The following is a 19,261-nucleotide window of genomic DNA, read 5'->3' on the forward strand; positions in this document are numbered from 1 at the left end:
TGCGGGGCTTCGCGCGCTTGCCCTTTGTTGTTCCGAAAGGCTAAGCCTCCTCTCCCATGGCGCGGTATATTTTCATCACCGGCGGCGTGGTCTCCTCGCTCGGCAAGGGCCTTATGGCCGCATCGCTCGCAGCCCTGCTGCAGGCGCGGGGTTTCCGTGTTCGCATTCGGAAGTTCGACCCTTATCTGAACGTCGATCCGGGGACGATGAGCCCCTATCAGCATGGCGAAGTCTATGTGACCGACGACGGGGCCGAAACCGACCTCGACCTGGGCCATTATGAACGCTTTACCGGCGTTTCGGCGCGGCAGGCGGACAATGTGACGCAGGGCCGCATCTACCAGACGATCATCACCAAGGAACGGCGCGGCGATTATCTGGGCGCGACGGTGCAGGTTATCCCGCACGTCACCGACGAGATCAAGGCGTTCGCCATGGCGGAGACGGACGATCTGGACTTCGTGCTGTGCGAGATCGGCGGCACCGTCGGCGACATCGAATCGCTGCCCTTCATGGAGGCGATCCGCCAGCTCCACAACGATCTGGGCCGGGGCCAGTCGATCTTCGTCCATGTGACGCTGGTTCCCTATATCGCTGCGGCGGGCGAGCTGAAGACCAAGCCGACGCAGCACAGCGTGCGCGAACTCACCTCGCTGGGCATCCAGCCCGACATATTGCTGTGCCGGTGCGAACAGCCGTTGCCAGAGGGCGAGCGGCGCAAGATCGCGCTGTTCTGCAACGTGCGGCCCGAAGCCGTCATCCCGGCGCTGGACGCGAAGAGCATCTATGCCGTGCCCCAGCAATATCATGCCGAGGGGCTGGACGCCGAAGTGTTGCGCGCCTTCGGCATCGAAGGGTCGCCGCAGCCCTCGCTCGACCGCTGGGCCGACATCATGGACCGGCAGCAGAACCCCGAAGGCGAAGTGACCATCGGCGTGGTCGGCAAATATGTCGGCCTGCCCGACGCCTATAAATCGCTGCACGAGGCGCTGACCCATGGCGGCTTCGCCAATCGGGTGAAGGTGAACATCAAGTGGCTGGACGCCGAGCTGTTCGAGGCAGAGGGCGCGGACATCGCCGCCCGGCTGGAGCCGATGCACGGCATCCTCGTCCCCGGCGGCTTCGGCGTGCGCGGTTCGGAGGGCAAGATCGCATCGGTACGCTTCGCGCGTGAACGCAACGTCCCCTTCTTTGGCATCTGCCTGGGGATGCAGATGGCCTGCATCGAGGGCGCGCGCAACACGGCGGGCATCGCGGCGGCGTCGACCACCGAATTTGGCGACACCAGCGAGCCCGTCGTCGGCCTGATCACCGAATGGATGAGCAAGGAAGGGTTGCAGAAGCGCACGGCGCAGACCGATCTGGGCGGCACGATGCGGCTGGGCGCCTATCCCGCCAAGCTGGACGGCAACAGCGTCGTTTCGGGCATTTATGGCGCGACCGAAATCAGCGAACGCCACCGCCACCGTTATGAGGTGAATGCGGGCTATCGCGAACCTTTGGAAAAGGGCGGCCTCATCTTCTCGGGCATGTCGCCCGACGGCACGCTGCCCGAAATCGTCGAGCGGCCCGACCATCCCTGGTTCGTGGGCGTGCAGTTCCACCCGGAACTCAAGTCCAAGCCTTTCGACCCGCACCCGCTGTTCGCCAGCTTCATCGCGGCCGCGGTCAAGCAGAGCCGCCTTGTCTGAAACCTCTCGATGACGGTTATGATGCGGCGCAATAGAACCGTCATCCGGCCGTCATTACGGCTTCATCGCCGCGCCATGGCGACGTAGCGCGCGCGCCCTAGGCGCTTCCCCGACCATCAGGGGAAAATCCGACCATGCGCCTGCTGGACGCCAAGGTCGCGGTTGACCTGACCCGCAATATCCGCCTGTTTGCCGAAGGACAGAATCTGACCGATGAGCCGACCCGGCAATATCAGGGCGGCGTACGCAACTGGGTGACGCAGGATGAACGCTATGGCCGCACCTTCTATATTGGCGCATCGCTGAAATGGTAAGCGGCATCGCGCTGCTGCTGGCGCTGGCGGCGGGAGGGACGCAGGCGGACCTGCCCCCTTCCCCGCCGCCCGCGCCGGTGACATTGCGGATGCCCGCCCCCGAAGCGCGGCAGGGCGCGGCGTCCGACGGCGAATTTGTCTATGCCATCGACAATGACCGGATCGGCAAATATCGCATCGCCGACGGCCAGCGCGTGGCGCAATGGCAGGGCGAGCGGCGGCTGTTCCCGCACATGAACAGTTGCACGGTGGTTGAGGCGCAGTTGGTATGCGCCGCGTCCAACTATCCCGCCGTGCCGCAGACCAGCGCCATCGAGTTTTTCGACACCGCAACGCTGCGCCACGTCCGCACCGTCAGCCTGGGCTTCGGCCCCGGATCGCTGACCGCGCTCGACCGGCATGCCGGCAAATGGTGGGCGGTCTTCGCCCATTATGACGGCAAGGGCGGCGAGCCGGGCCGCGACCATCGCTATACGATGCTGGCGCGGATGGACGATGATTTCCGCGTCGAACAAAGCTGGGCCTTTCCCGCGCCGGTGCTGGAGCGGATGGCCCCCTATAGCTGTTCAGGGCTGAGCTGGGGCGCGGACGGGCTGATCTACGCCACCGGGCACGACCGGCCGGAACTCTATGCGCTGAAACTGCCCGAAGCGGGATCGGCGCTGGAACTGGTGACGACGCTGGGCATCGCGTCGCCCGGACAGGCGATCGACTGGGATCCCAGGGCGCCGCGCCGCATCTGGTCCATCGACCGCGCGGCATCGGCCATGGTGGCGAGCGAGATGCACCGACCTAAGGACAAGCCCTGATAGACGATTTGCCCATGGCGCAGGGCGTCACAGGCCTCTAAAAGGGGCGACATGAGCCCTGTCGTCCTCATCCTGATCTTCATCGCCACGGTCGCGTCGATGGAGGGTTTCGCCTATGTCATGCATCGCTGGGTGATGCACGGGCCGGGCTGGTTCCTGCACGCCAGCCATCACCGCCCGCGCAAGGGCGCGTGGGAGTGGAACGACCTGTATTTCGTCATCTTCGCCCTGCCCTCCATCCTGATGCTGCTGGGCGGGGTGCAATGGGGCTGGGGCGCATGGGCGACGGCGATGGGCGCGGGGATCGCGGCCTATGGCGCCATATATCTCGGCTTTCACGACATCATCGTCCATCGCCGGGTGGCGCACCGCTATGTGCCCCGGTCTCGCTACATGAAGCGGATCGTGCAGGCGCACCGGCTGCACCATGCGGTCGAGACAAAGGCGGGCACGGTCAGCTTCGGCTTTCTGGTCGCGCCCCACCCCGCCGCGCTCAAGGCGCAACTCGCGCGTGGCGGGCGGGCGGGCGTGCGCAAGAGCGCCGCTTCCTCCTGAACCCCCTTGGGTTTGGGCGGCAATCCCATTATGGAGGCTGCGCTTAGCCGCGAAGGAAACGCATTTTGATCCTGGACATCGCCGCCGCCGCTTCGGGCGCCATCAGTTTCAAGGATCTGGGGCTGGACCCGGTCGCCATCGACCTCGGCTTCTTCACCATCAAATGGTATAGCCTCGCCTATCTGGCCGGGATCATCATCGGCTACTGGTATCTGCTGAAGCTGATTGCGCAGCCCGGCGCGCCGATGGCCCGCCGCCATGCCGACGACATGATCTTTTATGCGACGCTGGGCATCATCATCGGCGGGCGCATGGCCTATGTCATCTTCTACCAGCCCGAAATATTGCAACGTCCGGCCGACATCTTCAAATTGTGGAATGGCGGCATGTCGTTTCACGGCGGCGCGATCGGCATGTTCGCGGCGGTGCTGTACCTTTCGTGGAAGGACAAGCTCAGCTGGATGCGGGTGGGCGACTATATCGCCTGTTGCGCGCCCTTTGGCCTGTTCTTCGGCCGCCTCGCCAATTTCGTGAACGGCGAATTGTGGGGCAAGGAAACCGATGTGGCCTGGGCCATACGCTTTCCTGAGCATGTCGCGGGCGTTTGGATCGAAGGGCCGCCGCGCCACCCGAGCCAGCTTTACGAAGCCGGGCTGGAGGGGCTGGCGCTCGGCCTGATCCTGGCCTTCGCCTTCTGGAAGACGAAGGCGCGCTATGAGCCCGGCAAGCTGGGCGGCATCTTCATGCTGGGCTATGGCCTGTTCCGCTTTTTCGTGGAATATTTCCGCGAGGCGGACGCGCAACTGATGGAATTCGCCGAGCGCACCGGGCTGCACATGGGCCAGTGGCTATGCGTGCCGATGATCCTGGGCGGCGCATGGCTGATCGCGACCGCCAAGGGGCGGCGGACCCGGGTGGAGCCGACCGCCGGCAACGCCAGTGTCGGCTGACCGCTCGTCGGTTGATCCGGGCGCACTGCCCCTGCCGCAACGGCTGGCGCGGCAGATCGAGGCGGGCGGCCCCATTTCCATCGCCCATTATATGGCGGAGGCGAACGCCCATTATTATGGCGGCCGCGACCCGCTGGGCCAGGATGGCGACTTCACCACCGCGCCGGAAATCAGCCAGATGTTCGGCGAACTGGTGGGCCTTGCGCTGGCCGACATGTGGATGCGCTCGGGCCGTCGTCCTAACCCGCTTTATGTCGAACTGGGGCCGGGCCGGGGCACGCTGGCCGCCGACGCATTGCGCGCGATGGAGGGGGCGGCGCTTGCCCCGCGCGTCCATTTCGTCGAGACGAGCGAAGCGCTCAAATCCCGGCAGAGGGTGCTGCTGCCCCACATCACCCATCATGATTCCATCGACGGGCTGCCCACCGAAGGGCCTTTGCTGGTCGTCGCCAATGAATTTTTCGACGCCCTGCCGATCCGCCAGATCGTCCGCACCGGATCGGAATGGCGCGAGCGGGTCGTCATTCGCCGGGAAAGCGGCGAGGGCATCCAGTTCCTCCCCATGCCCGGCTACCGCCAGATCACATCCGGCCTGCCGGCGCTGGCCGAGCAGGCGCAGGACGGCGCAGTGATCGAAACGCCGCCCGCCGGGGCCGCCATCGCCCTGACGCTGGCCAACCGCATCGCGCGGCAGGGCGGCGGCGCGATCATCATCGACTATGGCTATGAAGGCCCGGCCATTGGCGACACGTTGCAGGCGGTGCGCCGCCACCGCTTCGTCGATCCCTTCCGCGATCCGGGCGAGGTCGACCTGACCGCCCATGTCGACTTCGCCGTGATCGGCAACATGGCGCGTCAGGCGGGGCTGCGGGTATTGGGTCCGGTCGGCCAAGGCGATTTCCTGCGGCGGCTGGGCATCGACGTGCGCGCCGCGCAACTGGCCGCCGCCCGGCCCGACCATGCGCAGGCGCTGGAAATCGCGCGCCAGCGGCTGACCGCCGACGATCAGATGGGAACCCTATTCAAGGTGATGGCCTTTGTGCATCCCGACTGGGCCGAACCGGCCGGGTTCGAGGGCTGAGCGCCTAGGCCAGGAAATCCCGCAGTTCGGTAACGAAATCGTCGAAACGGTCATGCTGCACCCAGTGGCCCGCCCGTTCAAAACTGGTGACGCGCGGATCGCGGAACTGCGCCAGCCGATTTCCCTCTGAAGGGTGGCGGGCCCAGCTATCCGCGCCATGGACAAGCCAGACCGGGCAATCGATCCGCCGCCACAGGACAAAGCGTTCCTGATCGCTCAGATCGTCGGGATAGAAGGCGGTGAAATAGGGATCATATTTCCAGCGGAAGCCGCCATCCTCATCGCCGGTCACGCCATGAATAGCGAGGTGACGGGCCAAATCCTCGTCCAGATGCGGATGGGCCTGCCGCATCCGCGCCAGCGCATCATCCAGCCGGGGATAATGACGGGGCGTCAGCCTATGCAGCCTGATCCGCCGGTCGAGGAAATTGCCCCAGCGGCTTTCCACCGGTTCGCGCCCGGAGAAACTATCGAGCCCGATGCCTTCGATTGCAGCAAGGCGTCGCACATTCTCGGGGAATACCCCGGCATAGCGAAGCGACAGGGCGGCCCCCAGGGAGTGGGCCACGATGGCGACCGGACCATCGCCCAGATGTCGCATCAACGCCAGCAGGTCGCCCACCATATAGGCGGAGGCATAGGCGCCGTCGGGCGACCAGGCGCTGTCGCCATGGCCGCGCAGGTCGAGCGCCACGACATGCCAGTTCGCCCGGAAGGCGCGCGCCACCCGGTCCCAGCTGCGCGCATGGTCGCGCCCGCCATGGACCAGCACCAGCAAAGGCGCGCCTTCATTGCCCCAGTCGACATAATGCATCTGGAGCCGTTGCGACGCAAAATAATGGGACGCGGGTTCGTCCGTCCCGTCAGCCATGCTGTGCAACCTCCGCCGTCGGGGCGTAAGCACGCAGAAAGGTCGCAACCGCAAAGCTGGTATCGGCCTCGATCTGTTCGTCGGTCATGCCGTGGATGATGCCGACGAGCACCTGTTGATAATCATTGGCCTGGCACAGGCTGACCAGACAGCGGGCCGCAAATAGCGGGTCGTCGCGGCGCAGCACCCCGCGATCCATCGCCTTGACCAGATAGTCGGCGAGCAGCAATTTCATGCGACCAGGCGCGCGCTCGTAAAAGATGCGGCCGATTTCCGGGAAGCGCCCGGCTTCGCCAACAATCAGCCGGTGCAAAGCGATTGCTTCGGGAGACGCGATTCGCACGAGCAGGGCGCGACAGACGTTGCGCAGCGTCGCTTCAATGTCGGCGCAAGGGTTGAACAGACGCATGATCTGGCCTTGCAAAACACCCGTCGCCTGATCGAGCACCGCCGCGAACAGCGCCTCCTTGGAGGGAAAATAGCTCCACAAAGTGCCTTTCGATCCACCCAGTTCCGCAGCGACGGCGGACATGCTGGTGGCGGCATAACCCTGATCCAGAAAGGTGCGGCTGGCGATGCGCACGATTTCGTCGCGCCGCTGCTGACGGCGCGCTTCCCTTCTGCTCGCAGTGGAGCCACAAGAGGAGGAACTGCAATTCATATTGCCGTACCATATAGTACGTTTTTTCTGTTGACAAGCGACCGGCAGCGGCGGCAAAGGCGCATTCATACTGGATGGTACGGTTTTAATGCAATTGAGTCGACACATCGCTCCCCTGTTGATGCTGGCGCTGGGCGCCTGTGCGGCAGTTCCCGATCTGGGGCCCGTCCCGACGCCGCTTGCGGGCCAGGATGTCGCCGCCAGCCAGAGCCTGCCTGCGAGCGAAGGCGTGTGGCCGGTTGATCGCTGGTGGACGGTCTATGGCGATCCGCAGCTGGACGCGCTGATGCAGGAAGGGCTGCGCGGCGATCCCGACCTGAAAGCGGCGATGGCGCGCTTCCGCAAGGCGACAGGCATGGCGCAAAGCGCGGGCGCGGCGCTTGCGCCCTCCGTTGACGCCAATCTCGACGTCAAGGCGAGCAAGCAGAGCTATAACAACGGGTTTCCCTCCGATTTCGTGCCGCAGGGCTGGCTGGGTCAGGGGCAGGCGACGCTGAACGTCGGTTTCGATCTCGACCTGTGGGGCCGCAATCGCGCGGCGCTCGCCGCCGCCACTTCCGAAGCGCAGGCCGCACAGATCGAAGCTGCGCAGGCCCGGTTGACGCTGACCACCGGCATTGCGCAGGCCTATGCCGATCTGGCGCGGCTGCACGACGAACGCGCCATCCGCGCGGCCACGCTGGAGTTGCGCGAATCCACCCGCAAGCTGGTGAACAACCGCCTGAAAAGCGGGCTCGATACGCGGGGCGATCTGCGTCAGGCGGATGCCGGGGTCGCAGCCGCCCGCGCCGACCTCGGCGCGATCGACGAATCCATCGCGCTGCGCCGGAACCAGATCGCCGCATTGGTCGGCGCCGGGCCCGACCGCGCCCTGTCGATCAGCGCGCCGCACGCAGCCGCGCTGGCCGCCCGGCCACTGCCCGGCGATGTCACCACCAACCTGATCGCCCGCCGCCCCGACGTGGCCGCCGCCCTGGCCCGCACACAAGCGGCCGCCAGCCGGATCAAGGTCGCCCGCGCCGATTTCTTCCCGGCGGTCAGCCTGGGCGCGATGGTCGGTTTCCAGGCGCTGGGCTATCAGACCAGTTTCAGCGATGCGGGCATATCGGGGCAGGCCAGCCCGCTGGCCAACCTCTTGTTCGACAAAGGATCCTTCATTGGCGGCGTCGGCCCGGCGATCAACCTGCCGATCTTTCATGGCGGGGCGCTGAAGGGCCAGTATCGCAGCGCCCGCGCGACCTTTGACGAGGCCGTCGCGCTCTATGACCGCACAGTGATCGACGCCTATCGCGACGTTGCCGACGCGGTGACCAGCCAGGCGTCGCTGGCCCGCCAGATCGCCGACGCCCGCATCGCCCTGGCCGCGTCGGAAGACGCCTACGCCATTGCCCGCAAACGCTATGAGGGCGGGCTTTCCACCTATCTCGACGTGCTGGTCGTGGAAGAAAAGCTGTTGCAGGCGCGCCAGATGGTGGCCGAACTCGACAGCCGCGCACTCAGCATCGACATCGCTCTTATTCGCGCGCTCGGCGGCGGCTTCGCCTCCAGCCCGGCCCAAGACCCCGCTGCCAAGGATCCCTCGCATGGCTGACATTGCCGTCCCCGTTGAACAGCCCGAGACACAGGACGACGCGGCGCAGGCCCGGCGCGCCATGCGCCGACTGTGGCTGACGCGCCTGGCCGTGATCGTCGCCCTCGGTCTTGCCCTGTGGGGCGGATGGTATCTGCTGGTCGGCCGCAACCATGTGAGCACCGACAATGCCTATGTGAACGCCGAAGTGGCGCAGGTCACGCCCCTGCTCTCCGCGCAGGTCGTTGAGGTGCTGGTCAGCGATACGCAGACGGTGAAGAAGGGCGACGTGCTCGTGCGGCTCGACAGCGCCAATGCGCGCATCGCCTTTGCCCAGGCGGAAGCCGACCTTGCCGAGGCCCGCCGCCGGTTTCGTCAGGCCGTCGCCACGAGCGGCGCATTGTCGGCCCAGGTCGACGCCCGCGCCGCCGAAATAGCCCGCGCCCGCGCGCAGATGGTGAGCGCGCAGGCCGACTTCGACAAAGCGCGAATCGACCTGCAACGGCGCGAGGCGCTGGCGCCCAGCGGCGCCGTATCGGGCGATGAACTGACCAGCGCGCGCAAGGCCTATACCGCCGCGCGGGCCGCCTTCGACCTGGCCCGCGCCGGCGTGGCCCAGGCCGAATCGACCCGCGGCGCGGCATCGGGCGAACTGGCCGCCAACGACGCGCTGGTGCGCGGATCGACGGTGGAAAGCGACCCGGCGGTGATGGCCGCCAAGGCAAAGCTCGATTCCGCGCGGCTCGACCTGGATCGCACGGTCATCCGCGCGCCGATCGACGGCATCGTCGCCAAGCGACAGGTGCAGGTCGGCCAGCGCGTGGCGCAAGGCGTGCCCATCATGATCATCGTTCCCATCGATCGCCTCTATGTCGACGCCAATTTCAAGGAGCGCCAGTTGCGCGACGTGAAGGTGGGAATGCCCGCCACGCTGACCGCCGACATCTATGGCGGCGACGTCGTCTATCACGGGCGGGTTGCCGGCCTGTCCGGCGGCACCGGCGCGTCCTTTGCACTGATCCCCGCCCAGAACGCCACCGGCAACTGGATCAAGGTGGTCCAGCGCCTGCCCGTGCGCATCGACCTCGACCCCAGGGAACTGACCGCCCACCCTTTGCGCGTTGGCCTGTCCATGGAAGTCGAGATAGACCTGGCGGGCGATTGAACCGACCATGGCGAATACTGACGGTTTTCAGGGGCAGATCCCTCCATCAGGGCGGATGATCGCCGGGTTGATCCTGGCGCTCAGCAACTTCATGGTCGTGCTGGACATGACCGTGGCGAATGTGTCCGTGCCCCATATTGCCGGCAGCCTGGGCATCACCATGGAACAGGGCACCTGGATCATCACATCCTATGCCGTGGCGGAAGCGATCTGCGTACCGTTGACCGGATGGCTGGCGCAGCGGTTCGGCACGGTCAGGATGTTCATTGCCTGCATGATCGGTTTCGGGCTCTTCTCGGTGCTGTGCGGCCTTTCGCTGACCCTGGGCATGATCGTGGTCGCGCGCATCGGCCAGGGATTGTGCGGCGGCCCGCTGATGCCGCTCAGCCAGACATTGCTCTTGCAGGTCTTTCCGCCCGAACAGCGCGGTCGGGCCATGGGCCTGTGGGCGATGACGACGCTGCTCGGCCCCGCCATGGGGCCGATCGTCGGCGGCTCTATCAGCGACAACTGGAGCTGGCACTGGATCTTCTTCATCAACGTGCCGGTGGCGGCGATTTGCGTTTTCGGCGCGATCGCCACCTTGCGGCCGCTGGAAACGCCCATCCGCCGGGTGCCGATCGACCGCATTGGCCTTGTCCTGCTGATCTTCTGGATCGGCTGCCTCCAGATCATGCTGGACATCGGCCGGGACCATGACTGGTTCGCCGATCCGATGATCCTTGCGCTGGCGATCACGGCCCTTGTCGGCTTTCTGGCGTTTATCATCTGGGAATTGACCGAGGAACATCCGGTCGTCGACCTGCGGGTGTTCCGCCATCGCGGCTTCTCCTTTGGCGTCATGTCGCTGACGCTGACCTTCGGCGCCTATTTCGCCAGCATCGTCGTCATCCCGCAATGGCTGCAATCATCCCTTGGCTATCCCGCGGCGGACGCGGGCCTCGCCACGGCGTTGACCGCCATCGCATCGCTCTCCACGTCGATGATTGCCGCGCGCCTGATGATGCGGTTTGATCCGCGCCTGATGATATCGCTGGGCGTCGCCTGGATCGGCGTGATGGCCATCGTGCGCAGCCACTGGACCAGTGGCGCGGATTTCTGGACTTTGGCCCTGCCCCAACTCTATCAGGGGTTTGCCGTGCCGTTTTTCTTCGTGCCGCTGACCGCCGTCACGCTGGGCGCTGTCCTGCCCGAAGAAACGGCGTCCGCCGCGGGTTTGCAGAGCTTCCTGCGCACTCTGGCATCCGCGATCGCGACATCGCTGGTGCTGACGGCATGGGGAAATTCCCAGCGGGTGGCCCAGAGCGAGATGGCCGGGAGGCTGAACCCCGCCGACGCACAGCGTCAGCTAGCGCAGATCGGCGCCGATCCCGAAGCCAGCCGCCATATCATCAACAGCATCGTCGGACAGGAAGCGATGGTCGTCGCACTCGACCATATTTTCCTGTTGACGGCGGTCTTGCTGTTTACGGCGTCCTTGCTGGTTTGGATTACGCCGCGGCCGACCCGGTCGATCGATCCGTCGGTTGCCCACTGATCGCGCCTGTCATTTGCCGGGCAAGGGCGCGGCCGGTGTCCCAGGCCAGTTCGACAAAGCCGTGGGACAGCCAGTCACCGCAGGCGCCCAGGGCAATCGCCGGGTTCCACAGCGCCTGAGCAAAGCTGCCCGACGGCGTGGCATAAAGCCAGCGATGGGCGGCGGCGGCGACAACGGGCGGCAACGCCGCGCCGGACAGGCGCGCCAACTGCCCCAGCAATGTATCGATCACGGCTTCGGGCGGCGCCTCGCCATGCTGTTGCGACCAGGCGGCGCTGCCCTGCAACACCCATGATTCCGGCCCCGTTCGGCCGGGTTTGGCGCTGTTGCGTACGGCGCAGGCGATCATGCCGCGGTCCCGGATAAGGTCGGGCAATGCTGCGACCGGGGCTTCAAACGCGGCCATCACCGACCAGCATAGCGACGATTGCACCGCCATCGCCGCGCGCGCCATCGGAAAATCCTGAAGGCACAGCATCGTCGCCGCCTGCTCGGCCGGTATGGCGAGCACCAGCGCATCGAATCCGCAAAACACGCCCTGGTCGCTCAGGCAGGTCCAGCCCGCGCCCTCCCGGATCATGCCGGTCACGCGCGTCGCCCAGCGCACATTATGTCCGGCCGCCATGGCGCGCACCGGCGCGTTCATGCCGGGCACGCCGACCCAGGCGTCGCGGCCGGCAACGGGCCATGGCGCGGCGCAGCCCGCCGCCCGCCATGTCTCCACCTGGGCCCTGAACGCGCGGCCGCGCGCGGTGAAATGGGTCGCGCCATGGTCGAAGGACAACTCGCCCGATGCCGTCGCGATCCGGCGGGTGGACATGCGCCCGCCCGGCCCCCGCCCCTTGTCGAACAGGGTCACGCCATGGCCCTGATCCCGCAGCCCATCGGCGCAGGCCAACCCCGCTATCCCCGCCCCGATGATCGCCACTTGCATTCGCGCCACCCGTTGCAACAGTTCATGGAGCGAACGTCACGCTCCGGCTCTTGCGGGTCTTGCGTCCGCTGCCCCTTTTCGCGCAACATGACCTATCGGCCATCGGGGCTTTCAGCGCCCCGAAAAACAGTGCAAAGAAGCGCAGCCATGTCTATCCATCACATGATCGCCAACAGCCCGATCGCGGCCATCATCACCGACCCGCTTCAGACTGACAATCCAATCATCGAATGCAATGAAGCGTTCCTCGCGCTGACCGGCTATGCGCGCGAGGAGATTGTGGGGCGCAATTGCCGGTTTCTGACCGGACCGGGCACCGAGCCCGCGCTGACGGCGGTGCTGCGCGACGCCGTGCGCGAACATCGGCCGGTGCTGGTGGAAATCCTGAATTATCGCAAGGACGGCACGCCGTTCCGCAACGCGGTGATGGTCGCGCCGATCTTCGACGCCGACGGGGCCATCGAATATTATCTGGGGTCGCAGGTCGAGGTGGAGGAACCCGGCGCCGCCGATTCCACCCGCAAGGCCGCCGCACGCGCGCTGATCGACTCTTTATCCGATCGCCAGCGCGCGGTGCTGATCGCGATGGCGGCGGGCCAGCTCAACAAGCAGATCGCCTGGCAACTGGGGCTGACCGAACGGACGGTGAAGATGCACCGCGCGGCGCTGTTCCAGTCGCTGGGCGTCACGACATCGGCCGACGCGATCCGCATCGCGGTGGAGGCGGGTTACTAAAATAAGGTGCGAAACCCGCACGATGCCCGTCAGCTATATCTTGCCAAGATAGTCGGAGGGCAAGCCTGGCTCCGCGCCGTAGTTATTATCCCCTCTTGTTCCCGGCAGGATGCAGAGGAAAATCGCGGCAATCACATTCACGCCCGGAATAAGCACGCCAACAAGTACCAGAAAGCCGGGAAGATTGAGATCATGCCATCGCCTGATCGTGACTGTCCACAAGGGTATGATAAACACGATCAGCGCAACAATCGCAAAGACGCCAATAAACGGCACCATACCCACTAGGATTGCCGCAATCATCGAACCGACAGCAGCAATATATTCGCGACGCTCCGACCTGCCCGATGTGTCGCTCCACCTCTTTAAGAACAATCTAACCCAGTCCATGTGCCCCCCAAACAACATTGATGGGAATGCTTGATCCAAGACGCACTTGAGGTCAACGGCCCCCAAGGCCGATATGGTTTTGGATAAGGTCGAATATTATGGTAGCCATTTTGTGTATACCGCACCGCCTTCCCGCGCCAGCAACATGCGCGGGGAGGTTCGGCATCGGTCCTGCTTCAGGCGGCGGCCTTGGCCCGGCTCATCCGCTTGCGTTCATTGGGATCGAGGTAGCGCTTGCGCAGACGCACGGTCTTGGGCGTCACTTCGACCATTTCATCGTCGTCGATATAGGCGATGGCCTGTTCCAGCGTCATCTTCTTGGGCGGGGTCAGGCGGATGCTGTCGTCCTTGCCGCTGGCGCGGAAGTTGGTCAGCGCCTTCGACTTCATCGGGTTGACTTCGAGGTCTTCGGGCTTGGCGTTTTCGCCGATGACCATGCCTTCATACAACGCTTCGCCCACGCCCACGAACAGGATGCCGCGATCTTCCAGCGGGCCCAGCGCATAGGCATTGGCTTCGCCCGCGCCGTTGGAGATCAGCACGCCATTCTTGCGGCCTTCGATCTTGCCCTTGTGGGGGCCATATTTCTCGAACAGGCGGTTCATGATGCCGGTGCCGCGCGTGTCGGACAGGAATTCGCCATGATAGCCGATCAGGCCGCGCGACGGCGCGGAGAAGGTGATGCGGGTCTTGCCGCCGCCCGAAGGACGCATGTCGGTCATCTCGGCCTTGCGGATGTTCATCTTGTCGACGACGGTGCCGGAAAATTCATCGTCCACGTCGATGACGACGGTTTCATAGGGCTCGGTCCGGTTGCCCGCTTCATCTTCACCGAACAGCACGCGGGGGCGCGAAATGCCCAGTTCAAAGCCTTCGCGGCGCATGGTTTCGATCAGCACGCCCAACTGAAGTTCGCCACGACCGGCGACTTCGAAACTGTCCTTGTCGGCGCTTTCGGTGACCTTGATGGCGACGTTGGATTCCGCTTCGCGCATCAGGCGGTCACGGATCATGCGGCTGGTCACCTTGGTGCCTTCGCGGCCCGCCATGGGCGAATCATTGACCGAAAAACGCATCGACAGGGTCGGCGGATCGATCGGCTGGGCCTGAATCGGCACAGACACCGACGTGTCGCAAATGGTGTTGGCGACGGTCGCGACGGTCAGGCCGGCAAGGCTGATGATGTCGCCGGCCCTGGCTTCATCGACAGGCACGCGGTCCAGCCCCTGGAAGGACATGATCTTCGACGCGCGGCCGGTTTCGATCACATTGCCATCCATGTCGAGCGCGTGGATCGGCTGGTTGACCTTCACCGTGCCCGACTGGACCCGGCCGGTCAGGATACGGCCGAGGAAATTGTCGCGGTCGAGCAGGGTCACGAGGAAGCTGAAGGGCGCGTCCTGATCCAGCGCCGGTGGCGGCACATGGTCGACGATCTTCTGGAACAGCGGCTCCAGCGTGCCTTCGCGGCGCTGCGGATCTTCGCTGGCATAGCCATTGCGGCCCGACGCGTAGAGCACGGGGAAGTCGAGCTGCTCGTCGCTGGCGTCCAGGGTCACGAACAGGTCGAACACTTCGTCCAGCACTTCCTGAATGCGTTCGTCCGGGCGGTCGACCTTGTTGACGACGACGATGGGCTTGAGGCCGAGCGCCAGCGCCTTGCCGGTCACGAACTTGGTCTGCGGCATCGCGCCTTCCGACGAATCGACCAGCAGGATGACGCCGTCGACCATGGAGAGGATGCGCTCCACCTCGCCGCCGAAGTCGGCGTGGCCGGGCGTGTCGACGATGTTGATGCGGGTGCCGTTCCATTCGACCGAGGTGGGCTTCGCCAGAATGGTGATGCCGCGCTCCTTTTCCAGGTCGTTGGAATCCATGGCGCGTTCCTCGACGCGCTGGTTGTCGCGGAAGGTGCCGGACTGGCGGAAAAGCTGGTCGACAAGGGTAGTCTTGCCATGGTCGACGTGCGCGATGATCGCGATATTACGCAGGGACATGTTATGCCTTCGGGATATGGGGTCCCCCGGTCGACACCATGCCGCGCAGAGGTTTCGGGCGCGCCCCTACAGGAAATGATGCGCCGCGGCAAGAGTGGCGCGGGAAAGGCCAAGCGGGACTGATTGCATCGCAGGCGGTGTCGGGCCATAGCTGGGGGCGGATCGAAGCCCTTGCGACCGGACTGTGTTGTTCTCATATAGCAGTCCAGAGGAGACGATATGGCCAGCACCGCGCCCACGACGACCGCAACCGCCGATACGCTCAACCTGACGCCGCCCGATCCGGTGCCCGCCGTCGCGCCGGAAAAGGCGGCCGGGCTGGTGCCGATCGACGAGGAGAAGAAGTCGAAGCTGGACCAGAAGGTCGACGCCTTCATCGACGATCTGGTGGCGCAGGACGCCAATTCGCCCGAATTCGGCGCCCGGGTGGACCAATTGACCAATATGGGCCGCAAGGAGATCGCCGAGGCCGCAGGGCACTCCAACCGCTTCCTCGACCGGCCGGTGCGTGCGATGGACAGCGACAGCAAGGTCGGCGCGGACCTCGCCGAACTGCGCCGCACTGTGGAGGATCTTGACCCCGGCAAGCGCGGCAGCCTGCTGGCGCCGAAAAAGCTGTTCGGCATCATCCCCTTCGGCAACAGGATGCGCGATTATTTCGACGGCTACAAAAGCGCGCAGAGCCACATCAATTCGATCCTGGGGAGCCTTGCCAGCGGCAAGGACACGCTGATCAAGGATAATGCCGCGATCGACGTGGAGCGGCAGAATATGTGGGCGACCATGGGCCGCCTGGAACAGATGATCCACATTTCCAAGACCATGGACGCCCGGCTGGAGGCCAAGGCGCTGGAACTGGATGCGACCGATCCGGCCAAGGCGAAGGCGATCCGCGACAGTGCCTTGTTCTATATCCGCCAGCGCACGCAGGATTTGCTGACGCAGATGGCGGTGACAGTGCAGGGCTATCTGGCGCTCGACCTCGTCAAGAAGAATAATGTCGAACTGGTGAAGGGCGTCGACCGCGCCAGCACGACGACCGTGGCGGCGCTGCGCACGGCGGTGACGGTGGCGCAGGCGCTGGTCGGCCAGAAACTGGTGCTGGAACAGATCACCGCGCTCAACACCACCACCGCCAACATGATCGACAGCACCGGCGAGATGCTGAAGACCCAGACGGCGCAGATTCACGAACAGGCCGCATCCAGCACCATCCCAATCGAAACGCTGCAACGCGCATTCCAGAACATCTATGACACGATGGACAATATCGACACGTTCAAGCTGAAGGCGCTGGAGAATATGAAGACGACGGTGAACACGCTGTCGAACGAGGTCGAAAAGTCCAAGGGCTATATCGCCCGCGCCGAAGGACAGGCGCAGGCCGCCGCGCAGGCCCGGGTCGAAAACCCGCTGCTAAGCAGCATCGAGGGGTAGGGACATGTCCACCGATGTCGATCGCTATATTCGGGATCGTGTCAGCCCGACCCTGCGCCGACAGGAGGAACGCTATCAAAGCCTGTCGGCGCGCGCGCGGCAAAGGCGCAACGCCGGGCTGTTGCGGAAAGTGCGGCTGGCGCTGGGGGCCTTGCTGGCGATTATCATCGCCAGCGCGGCGACAGGCTTCATCATGCCGCTGGGCACGACCGGGGTGATGGTGGCGCTGGGCGTGATGATCGCCGCCGTGCTGCTGATCGCGGTAGCGCCCACCGAGAAGCGTGTGCGGACGGAGGCGCTGGCGACGACGGAACTCAAGGCCCTGCCACTCCAGACCGAAATATGGCTGGAAAACCAGCGCAGGGCGCTGCCCGCCCCGGCCGTGACTTTGGTCGACAGCATCGGCGTGAAGCTGGAGACGTTGGCGCCGCAACTGGAGCGACTGAACCCGCAGGAACCGGCCGCGCAGGAAGTTCGCCGCTTGCTGGCCGACCATCTGCCCGAACTGGTCAACGGCTATCAATCCATTCCCGCGCCGCTGCGGCGGGAGGAGCGCAACGGCCGCGTGCCCGAAAAGCAACTGGTCGAGGGGCTGTCGGTGATCGACGCGGAAATCGGCCGGATGAGCGAGGCGATGGCGTCCGGCGACCTTGACAAGCTGGCGACGCAGAACCGCTTTCTGGAACTCAAATATCAGGAAGCAAGGGAATTGGGGCAATAACCGCCCCTGCCCCGGCATGATCCACCTGACCCGCATCATCGTCGACCTGCTGACCGGGTTGCTGGCGGCGGGCGGATGGGCATTGTTGATGGTGGGCGGCGCGCTGACCGCGATTGTCGGCGGCGGCGCGGGCGCGCTGATGCTTATCCGGGTCTGGAAACGGCGTTGACAACGGTTTCGATCAGCCCCTGCAACAGCGGATCGGGCAGCGCCTGATCGAAGCGGATGCCGAAACGGCAGGCCTTTTCCCAGATCACCCGGCCGCGCAGCAGCAGACCGAACAGCTCAACCTCCACCCATTGATCAACATGCGGCGGCAGGTCGGCATGAAGCCGCGCGCCCGTGCGCGAAAGATCGAGCAGATGCGCGCGCCAAGTTTCGCCATCCCGGTGCAGCCGCACCGGTTCAAACATCTTGTGACGGGCGGCCATGCGTCGCGAGGGCCCTGAAGCCCCCGCCGTGATGGCGGTCATGTGGGTCATTCCGCTCCCCTCTCGCCGGCGCAGCATAGCCGCAAGATTCGGGTCGATTCGCGCTTTTTCGTCACCAACGCGGCATTAACCGCGATTTTCCCGACGAACGCCCTTGTTTTGGCCGCGAATCGGAAAGGGCGCGCCCGCTCCCATGCAGCTCAGCCATCGGCCGGGGCTGTCAGTCGACATCCTCGACATCGACCTTTTCGCCCGTCACCTTCTGCGACAGGGCGGCGGCCATGAACGGATCAAGCGCGCCGTCCAGCACATCGTCGGGCGCGGTGGAGGTGACGCCGGTGCGCAGGTCCTTCACCAGCTGATAGGGTTGCAGGACGTAGGAGCGGATCTGATGGCCCCAGCCGATCTCGGTCTTGGCCTGGTAATCGCTCGACGCCGCTTCCTCGCGCTTGCGCAGTTCCGCTTCATAGAGGCGCGCCTTCAGCATGTTCATCGCGGTGGCGCGGTTCTTGTGCTGGGACCGGTCGTTCTGCGACGCGACGATGATGCCCGAAGGGACGTGGGTGATGCGAACGGCGGAGTCGGTCGTGTTGACGTGCTGCCCGCCCGCGCCAGACGCGCGATAGGTGTCGATCTTGAGGTCGCTTTCCTTGACCTCGATGTCGATGTCATCGTCGATCACCGGATAAACCCAGACCGACGAAAAGCTGGTGTGGCGGCGCGCGCTGCTGTCATAGGGGCTGATGCGGACCAGGCGGTGGACGCCGCTTTCGGTCTTGGCATAGCCATAGGCGTTCTCGCCCTTGATGAGGAAGGTGGCGGACTTGATCCCCGCCTGGTCGCCCGCCTGATAATCGACCAGATCGACCTTGTAACCGCGCCGTTCGGCCCAGCGGCGATACATGCGGCTCAGCATCTCGGCCCAGTCCTGGCTCTCCGTGCCGCCCGCGCCGGCGTGGATTTCGAGATAAGTGTCGTAGCCGTCGGCCTCGCCCGCCAGCAGCGCCTTGATCTTGTCTTCGTCGGCCCGCTCGGCCAGCGCCTTCAGGGACGCGATGGCTTCGGTCACCATCTCTTCGTCGCCTTCCGCCTCGGCCATTTCGATAAGGTCGGCGGTGTCGGTCTTTTCCGTGTCGATGGCGCGGGTGGCGCCGATCGCGCTGTCAAGCCGGGTGCGCTCGCGCATCACCTCCTGCGCCTGTTTGGCGTTGTCCCACAGGGTCGGATCCTCGACGCGCGCGTTCAGCTCGTCCAGACGGCGCAGCGCCACGTCCCAGTCGAGGAAGCGACGCAACAGGCTGAGCGCGGCGTCGATGCGGTCGATATATTGCTGCGCTTCGGCGCGCATGGGCCTTCTCCAGAATAGTCGCGTGCGCCTCAACGCATCAAGCGACCGCCCCTATCCCAGACCG

20 protein-coding genes are annotated in these 19,261 nt (G+C 65.0%); 13 read left to right on the plus strand and 7 right to left on the minus strand.

Annotation, left to right across the window (positions count from 1 at the left end; all coding sequences use genetic code 11):
* Positions 1–56 precede the first annotated feature (56 nt).
* The 6 genes from pyrG (at position 57) to GGR44_RS10980 (ending at position 5,400) form a co-directional block, all read left to right on the plus strand.
* Complete coding sequence (gene pyrG, locus GGR44_RS10955; protein WP_183955645.1) at positions 57–1,691, plus strand: CTP synthase; 1,635 nt, start codon at positions 57–59, stop codon at positions 1,689–1,691.
* A 134-nt stretch (positions 1,692–1,825) separates the two neighbouring features.
* Complete coding sequence (locus GGR44_RS10960) at positions 1,826–2,005, plus strand: TonB-dependent receptor (RefSeq protein ID WP_183955646.1); 180 nt, start codon at positions 1,826–1,828, stop codon at positions 2,003–2,005.
* Complete coding sequence (locus GGR44_RS10965) at positions 1,999–2,814, plus strand: hypothetical protein (RefSeq protein ID WP_183955647.1); 816 nt, start codon at positions 1,999–2,001, stop codon at positions 2,812–2,814. Before GGR44_RS10960 ends, GGR44_RS10965 begins: the two co-directional genes overlap by 7 nt.
* Positions 2,815–2,865: 51 nt before the next feature.
* Positions 2,866–3,369, plus strand: coding sequence for a sterol desaturase family protein (locus GGR44_RS10970; protein WP_183955648.1), 504 nt, complete (start codon positions 2,866–2,868; stop codon positions 3,367–3,369).
* Between the two features lie 65 nt (positions 3,370–3,434).
* Positions 3,435–4,319 (plus strand): prolipoprotein diacylglyceryl transferase, encoded by an 885-nt coding sequence (lgt, locus tag GGR44_RS10975; protein WP_183955649.1) that lies wholly within the window; start codon positions 3,435–3,437, stop codon positions 4,317–4,319.
* The gene (locus GGR44_RS10980) at positions 4,309–5,400 is read left to right on the plus strand and encodes a class I SAM-dependent methyltransferase (protein WP_343052327.1); all 1,092 of its coding nucleotides are present in this window, start codon (positions 4,309–4,311) and stop codon (positions 5,398–5,400) included. The genes lgt and GGR44_RS10980 overlap by 11 nt, the downstream gene beginning before the upstream one ends.
* 4 nt (positions 5,401–5,404) lie before the next feature.
* Here GGR44_RS10980 and GGR44_RS10985 read toward each other — a convergent pair whose 3' ends face one another.
* Both GGR44_RS10985 and GGR44_RS10990 read right to left on the minus strand, forming a co-directional pair.
* Positions 5,405–6,271 (minus strand): alpha/beta fold hydrolase, encoded by an 867-nt coding sequence (locus GGR44_RS10985; RefSeq protein ID WP_183955650.1) that lies wholly within the window; start codon positions 6,269–6,271, stop codon positions 5,405–5,407.
* On the minus strand, positions 6,264–6,932 hold the full coding sequence (locus GGR44_RS10990) for a TetR/AcrR family transcriptional regulator (RefSeq protein WP_183955651.1): 669 nt from the start codon (positions 6,930–6,932) through the stop codon (positions 6,264–6,266). Before GGR44_RS10990 ends, GGR44_RS10985 begins: the two co-directional genes overlap by 8 nt.
* A gap of 121 nt (positions 6,933–7,053) precedes the next feature.
* On the opposite strand from GGR44_RS10990, the gene GGR44_RS10995 reads away from it, so the two are divergent.
* From GGR44_RS10995 to GGR44_RS11005, 3 genes are read left to right on the plus strand one after another with little or no spacing between them, the layout of a single operon-like run.
* Positions 7,054–8,523 (plus strand): efflux transporter outer membrane subunit, encoded by a 1,470-nt coding sequence (locus GGR44_RS10995; RefSeq protein ID WP_246344563.1) that lies wholly within the window; start codon positions 7,054–7,056, stop codon positions 8,521–8,523.
* The gene (locus GGR44_RS11000; protein ID WP_183955653.1) at positions 8,516–9,667 is read left to right on the plus strand and encodes an EmrA/EmrK family multidrug efflux transporter periplasmic adaptor subunit; all 1,152 of its coding nucleotides are present in this window, start codon (positions 8,516–8,518) and stop codon (positions 9,665–9,667) included. Before GGR44_RS10995 ends, GGR44_RS11000 begins: the two co-directional genes overlap by 8 nt.
* Before the next feature lie 7 nt (positions 9,668–9,674).
* The gene (locus GGR44_RS11005; RefSeq protein ID WP_183955654.1) at positions 9,675–11,204 is read left to right on the plus strand and encodes a DHA2 family efflux MFS transporter permease subunit; all 1,530 of its coding nucleotides are present in this window, start codon (positions 9,675–9,677) and stop codon (positions 11,202–11,204) included.
* Here GGR44_RS11005 and GGR44_RS11010 read toward each other — a convergent pair.
* Positions 11,158–12,138 (minus strand): NAD(P)/FAD-dependent oxidoreductase, encoded by a 981-nt coding sequence (locus GGR44_RS11010; RefSeq protein ID WP_183955655.1) that lies wholly within the window; start codon positions 12,136–12,138, stop codon positions 11,158–11,160. The genes GGR44_RS11005 and GGR44_RS11010 overlap by 47 nt on opposite strands.
* 147 nt (positions 12,139–12,285) lie before the next feature.
* Between GGR44_RS11010 and GGR44_RS11015 the strand changes: the two genes are divergently transcribed.
* On the plus strand, positions 12,286–12,873 hold the full coding sequence (locus GGR44_RS11015) for a LuxR family transcriptional regulator (protein WP_221214353.1): 588 nt from the start codon (positions 12,286–12,288) through the stop codon (positions 12,871–12,873).
* 33 nt (positions 12,874–12,906) lie between these two features.
* Here the strand turns inward: GGR44_RS11015 and GGR44_RS11020 are convergent, their stop codons facing one another.
* Together GGR44_RS11020 and typA are read right to left on the minus strand one after the other, a co-directional pair.
* Positions 12,907–13,281, minus strand: coding sequence for a DUF805 domain-containing protein (locus GGR44_RS11020; protein ID WP_343052336.1), 375 nt, complete (start codon positions 13,279–13,281; stop codon positions 12,907–12,909).
* 158 nt (positions 13,282–13,439) lie between these two features.
* On the minus strand, positions 13,440–15,260 hold the full coding sequence (gene typA, locus GGR44_RS11025; RefSeq protein WP_183955657.1) for a translational GTPase TypA: 1,821 nt from the start codon (positions 15,258–15,260) through the stop codon (positions 13,440–13,442).
* 219 nt (positions 15,261–15,479) lie between these two features.
* On the opposite strand from typA, the gene GGR44_RS11030 reads away from it, so the two are divergent.
* From GGR44_RS11030 to GGR44_RS11040, 3 genes are read left to right on the plus strand one after another with little or no spacing between them, the layout of a single operon-like run.
* A complete protein-coding gene (locus GGR44_RS11030; protein ID WP_183955658.1) occupies positions 15,480–16,697 on the plus strand; it encodes a toxic anion resistance protein in 1,218 nt (405 codons plus the stop codon).
* A gap of 4 nt (positions 16,698–16,701) precedes the next feature.
* Positions 16,702–17,418: a hypothetical protein gene (locus GGR44_RS11035; RefSeq protein WP_183955659.1), complete on the plus strand. Its 717-nt coding sequence runs from the start codon at positions 16,702–16,704 to the stop codon at positions 17,416–17,418.
* Between the two features lie 16 nt (positions 17,419–17,434).
* Positions 17,435–17,587, plus strand: a complete 153-nt coding sequence (locus tag GGR44_RS11040; protein WP_183955660.1) for a hypothetical protein — start codon at positions 17,435–17,437, stop codon at positions 17,585–17,587.
* Here GGR44_RS11040 and GGR44_RS11045 read toward each other — a convergent pair.
* Positions 17,562–17,900, minus strand: a complete 339-nt coding sequence (locus GGR44_RS11045) for a PilZ domain-containing protein (RefSeq protein WP_246344565.1) — start codon at positions 17,898–17,900, stop codon at positions 17,562–17,564. The genes GGR44_RS11040 and GGR44_RS11045 overlap by 26 nt on opposite strands.
* A 169-nt stretch (positions 17,901–18,069) precedes the next feature.
* Entirely contained in the window at positions 18,070–19,197 is a 1,128-nt protein-coding gene (prfB, locus tag GGR44_RS11050; RefSeq protein WP_183955661.1) for a peptide chain release factor 2, read from the minus strand.
* Between the last annotated feature and the right edge of the window lie 64 nt (positions 19,198–19,261).

It is taken from the genome of Sphingobium fontiphilum (assembly GCF_014196635.1).
In the GTDB taxonomy this organism is placed as follows: domain Bacteria; phylum Pseudomonadota; class Alphaproteobacteria; order Sphingomonadales; family Sphingomonadaceae; genus Sphingobium; species Sphingobium fontiphilum.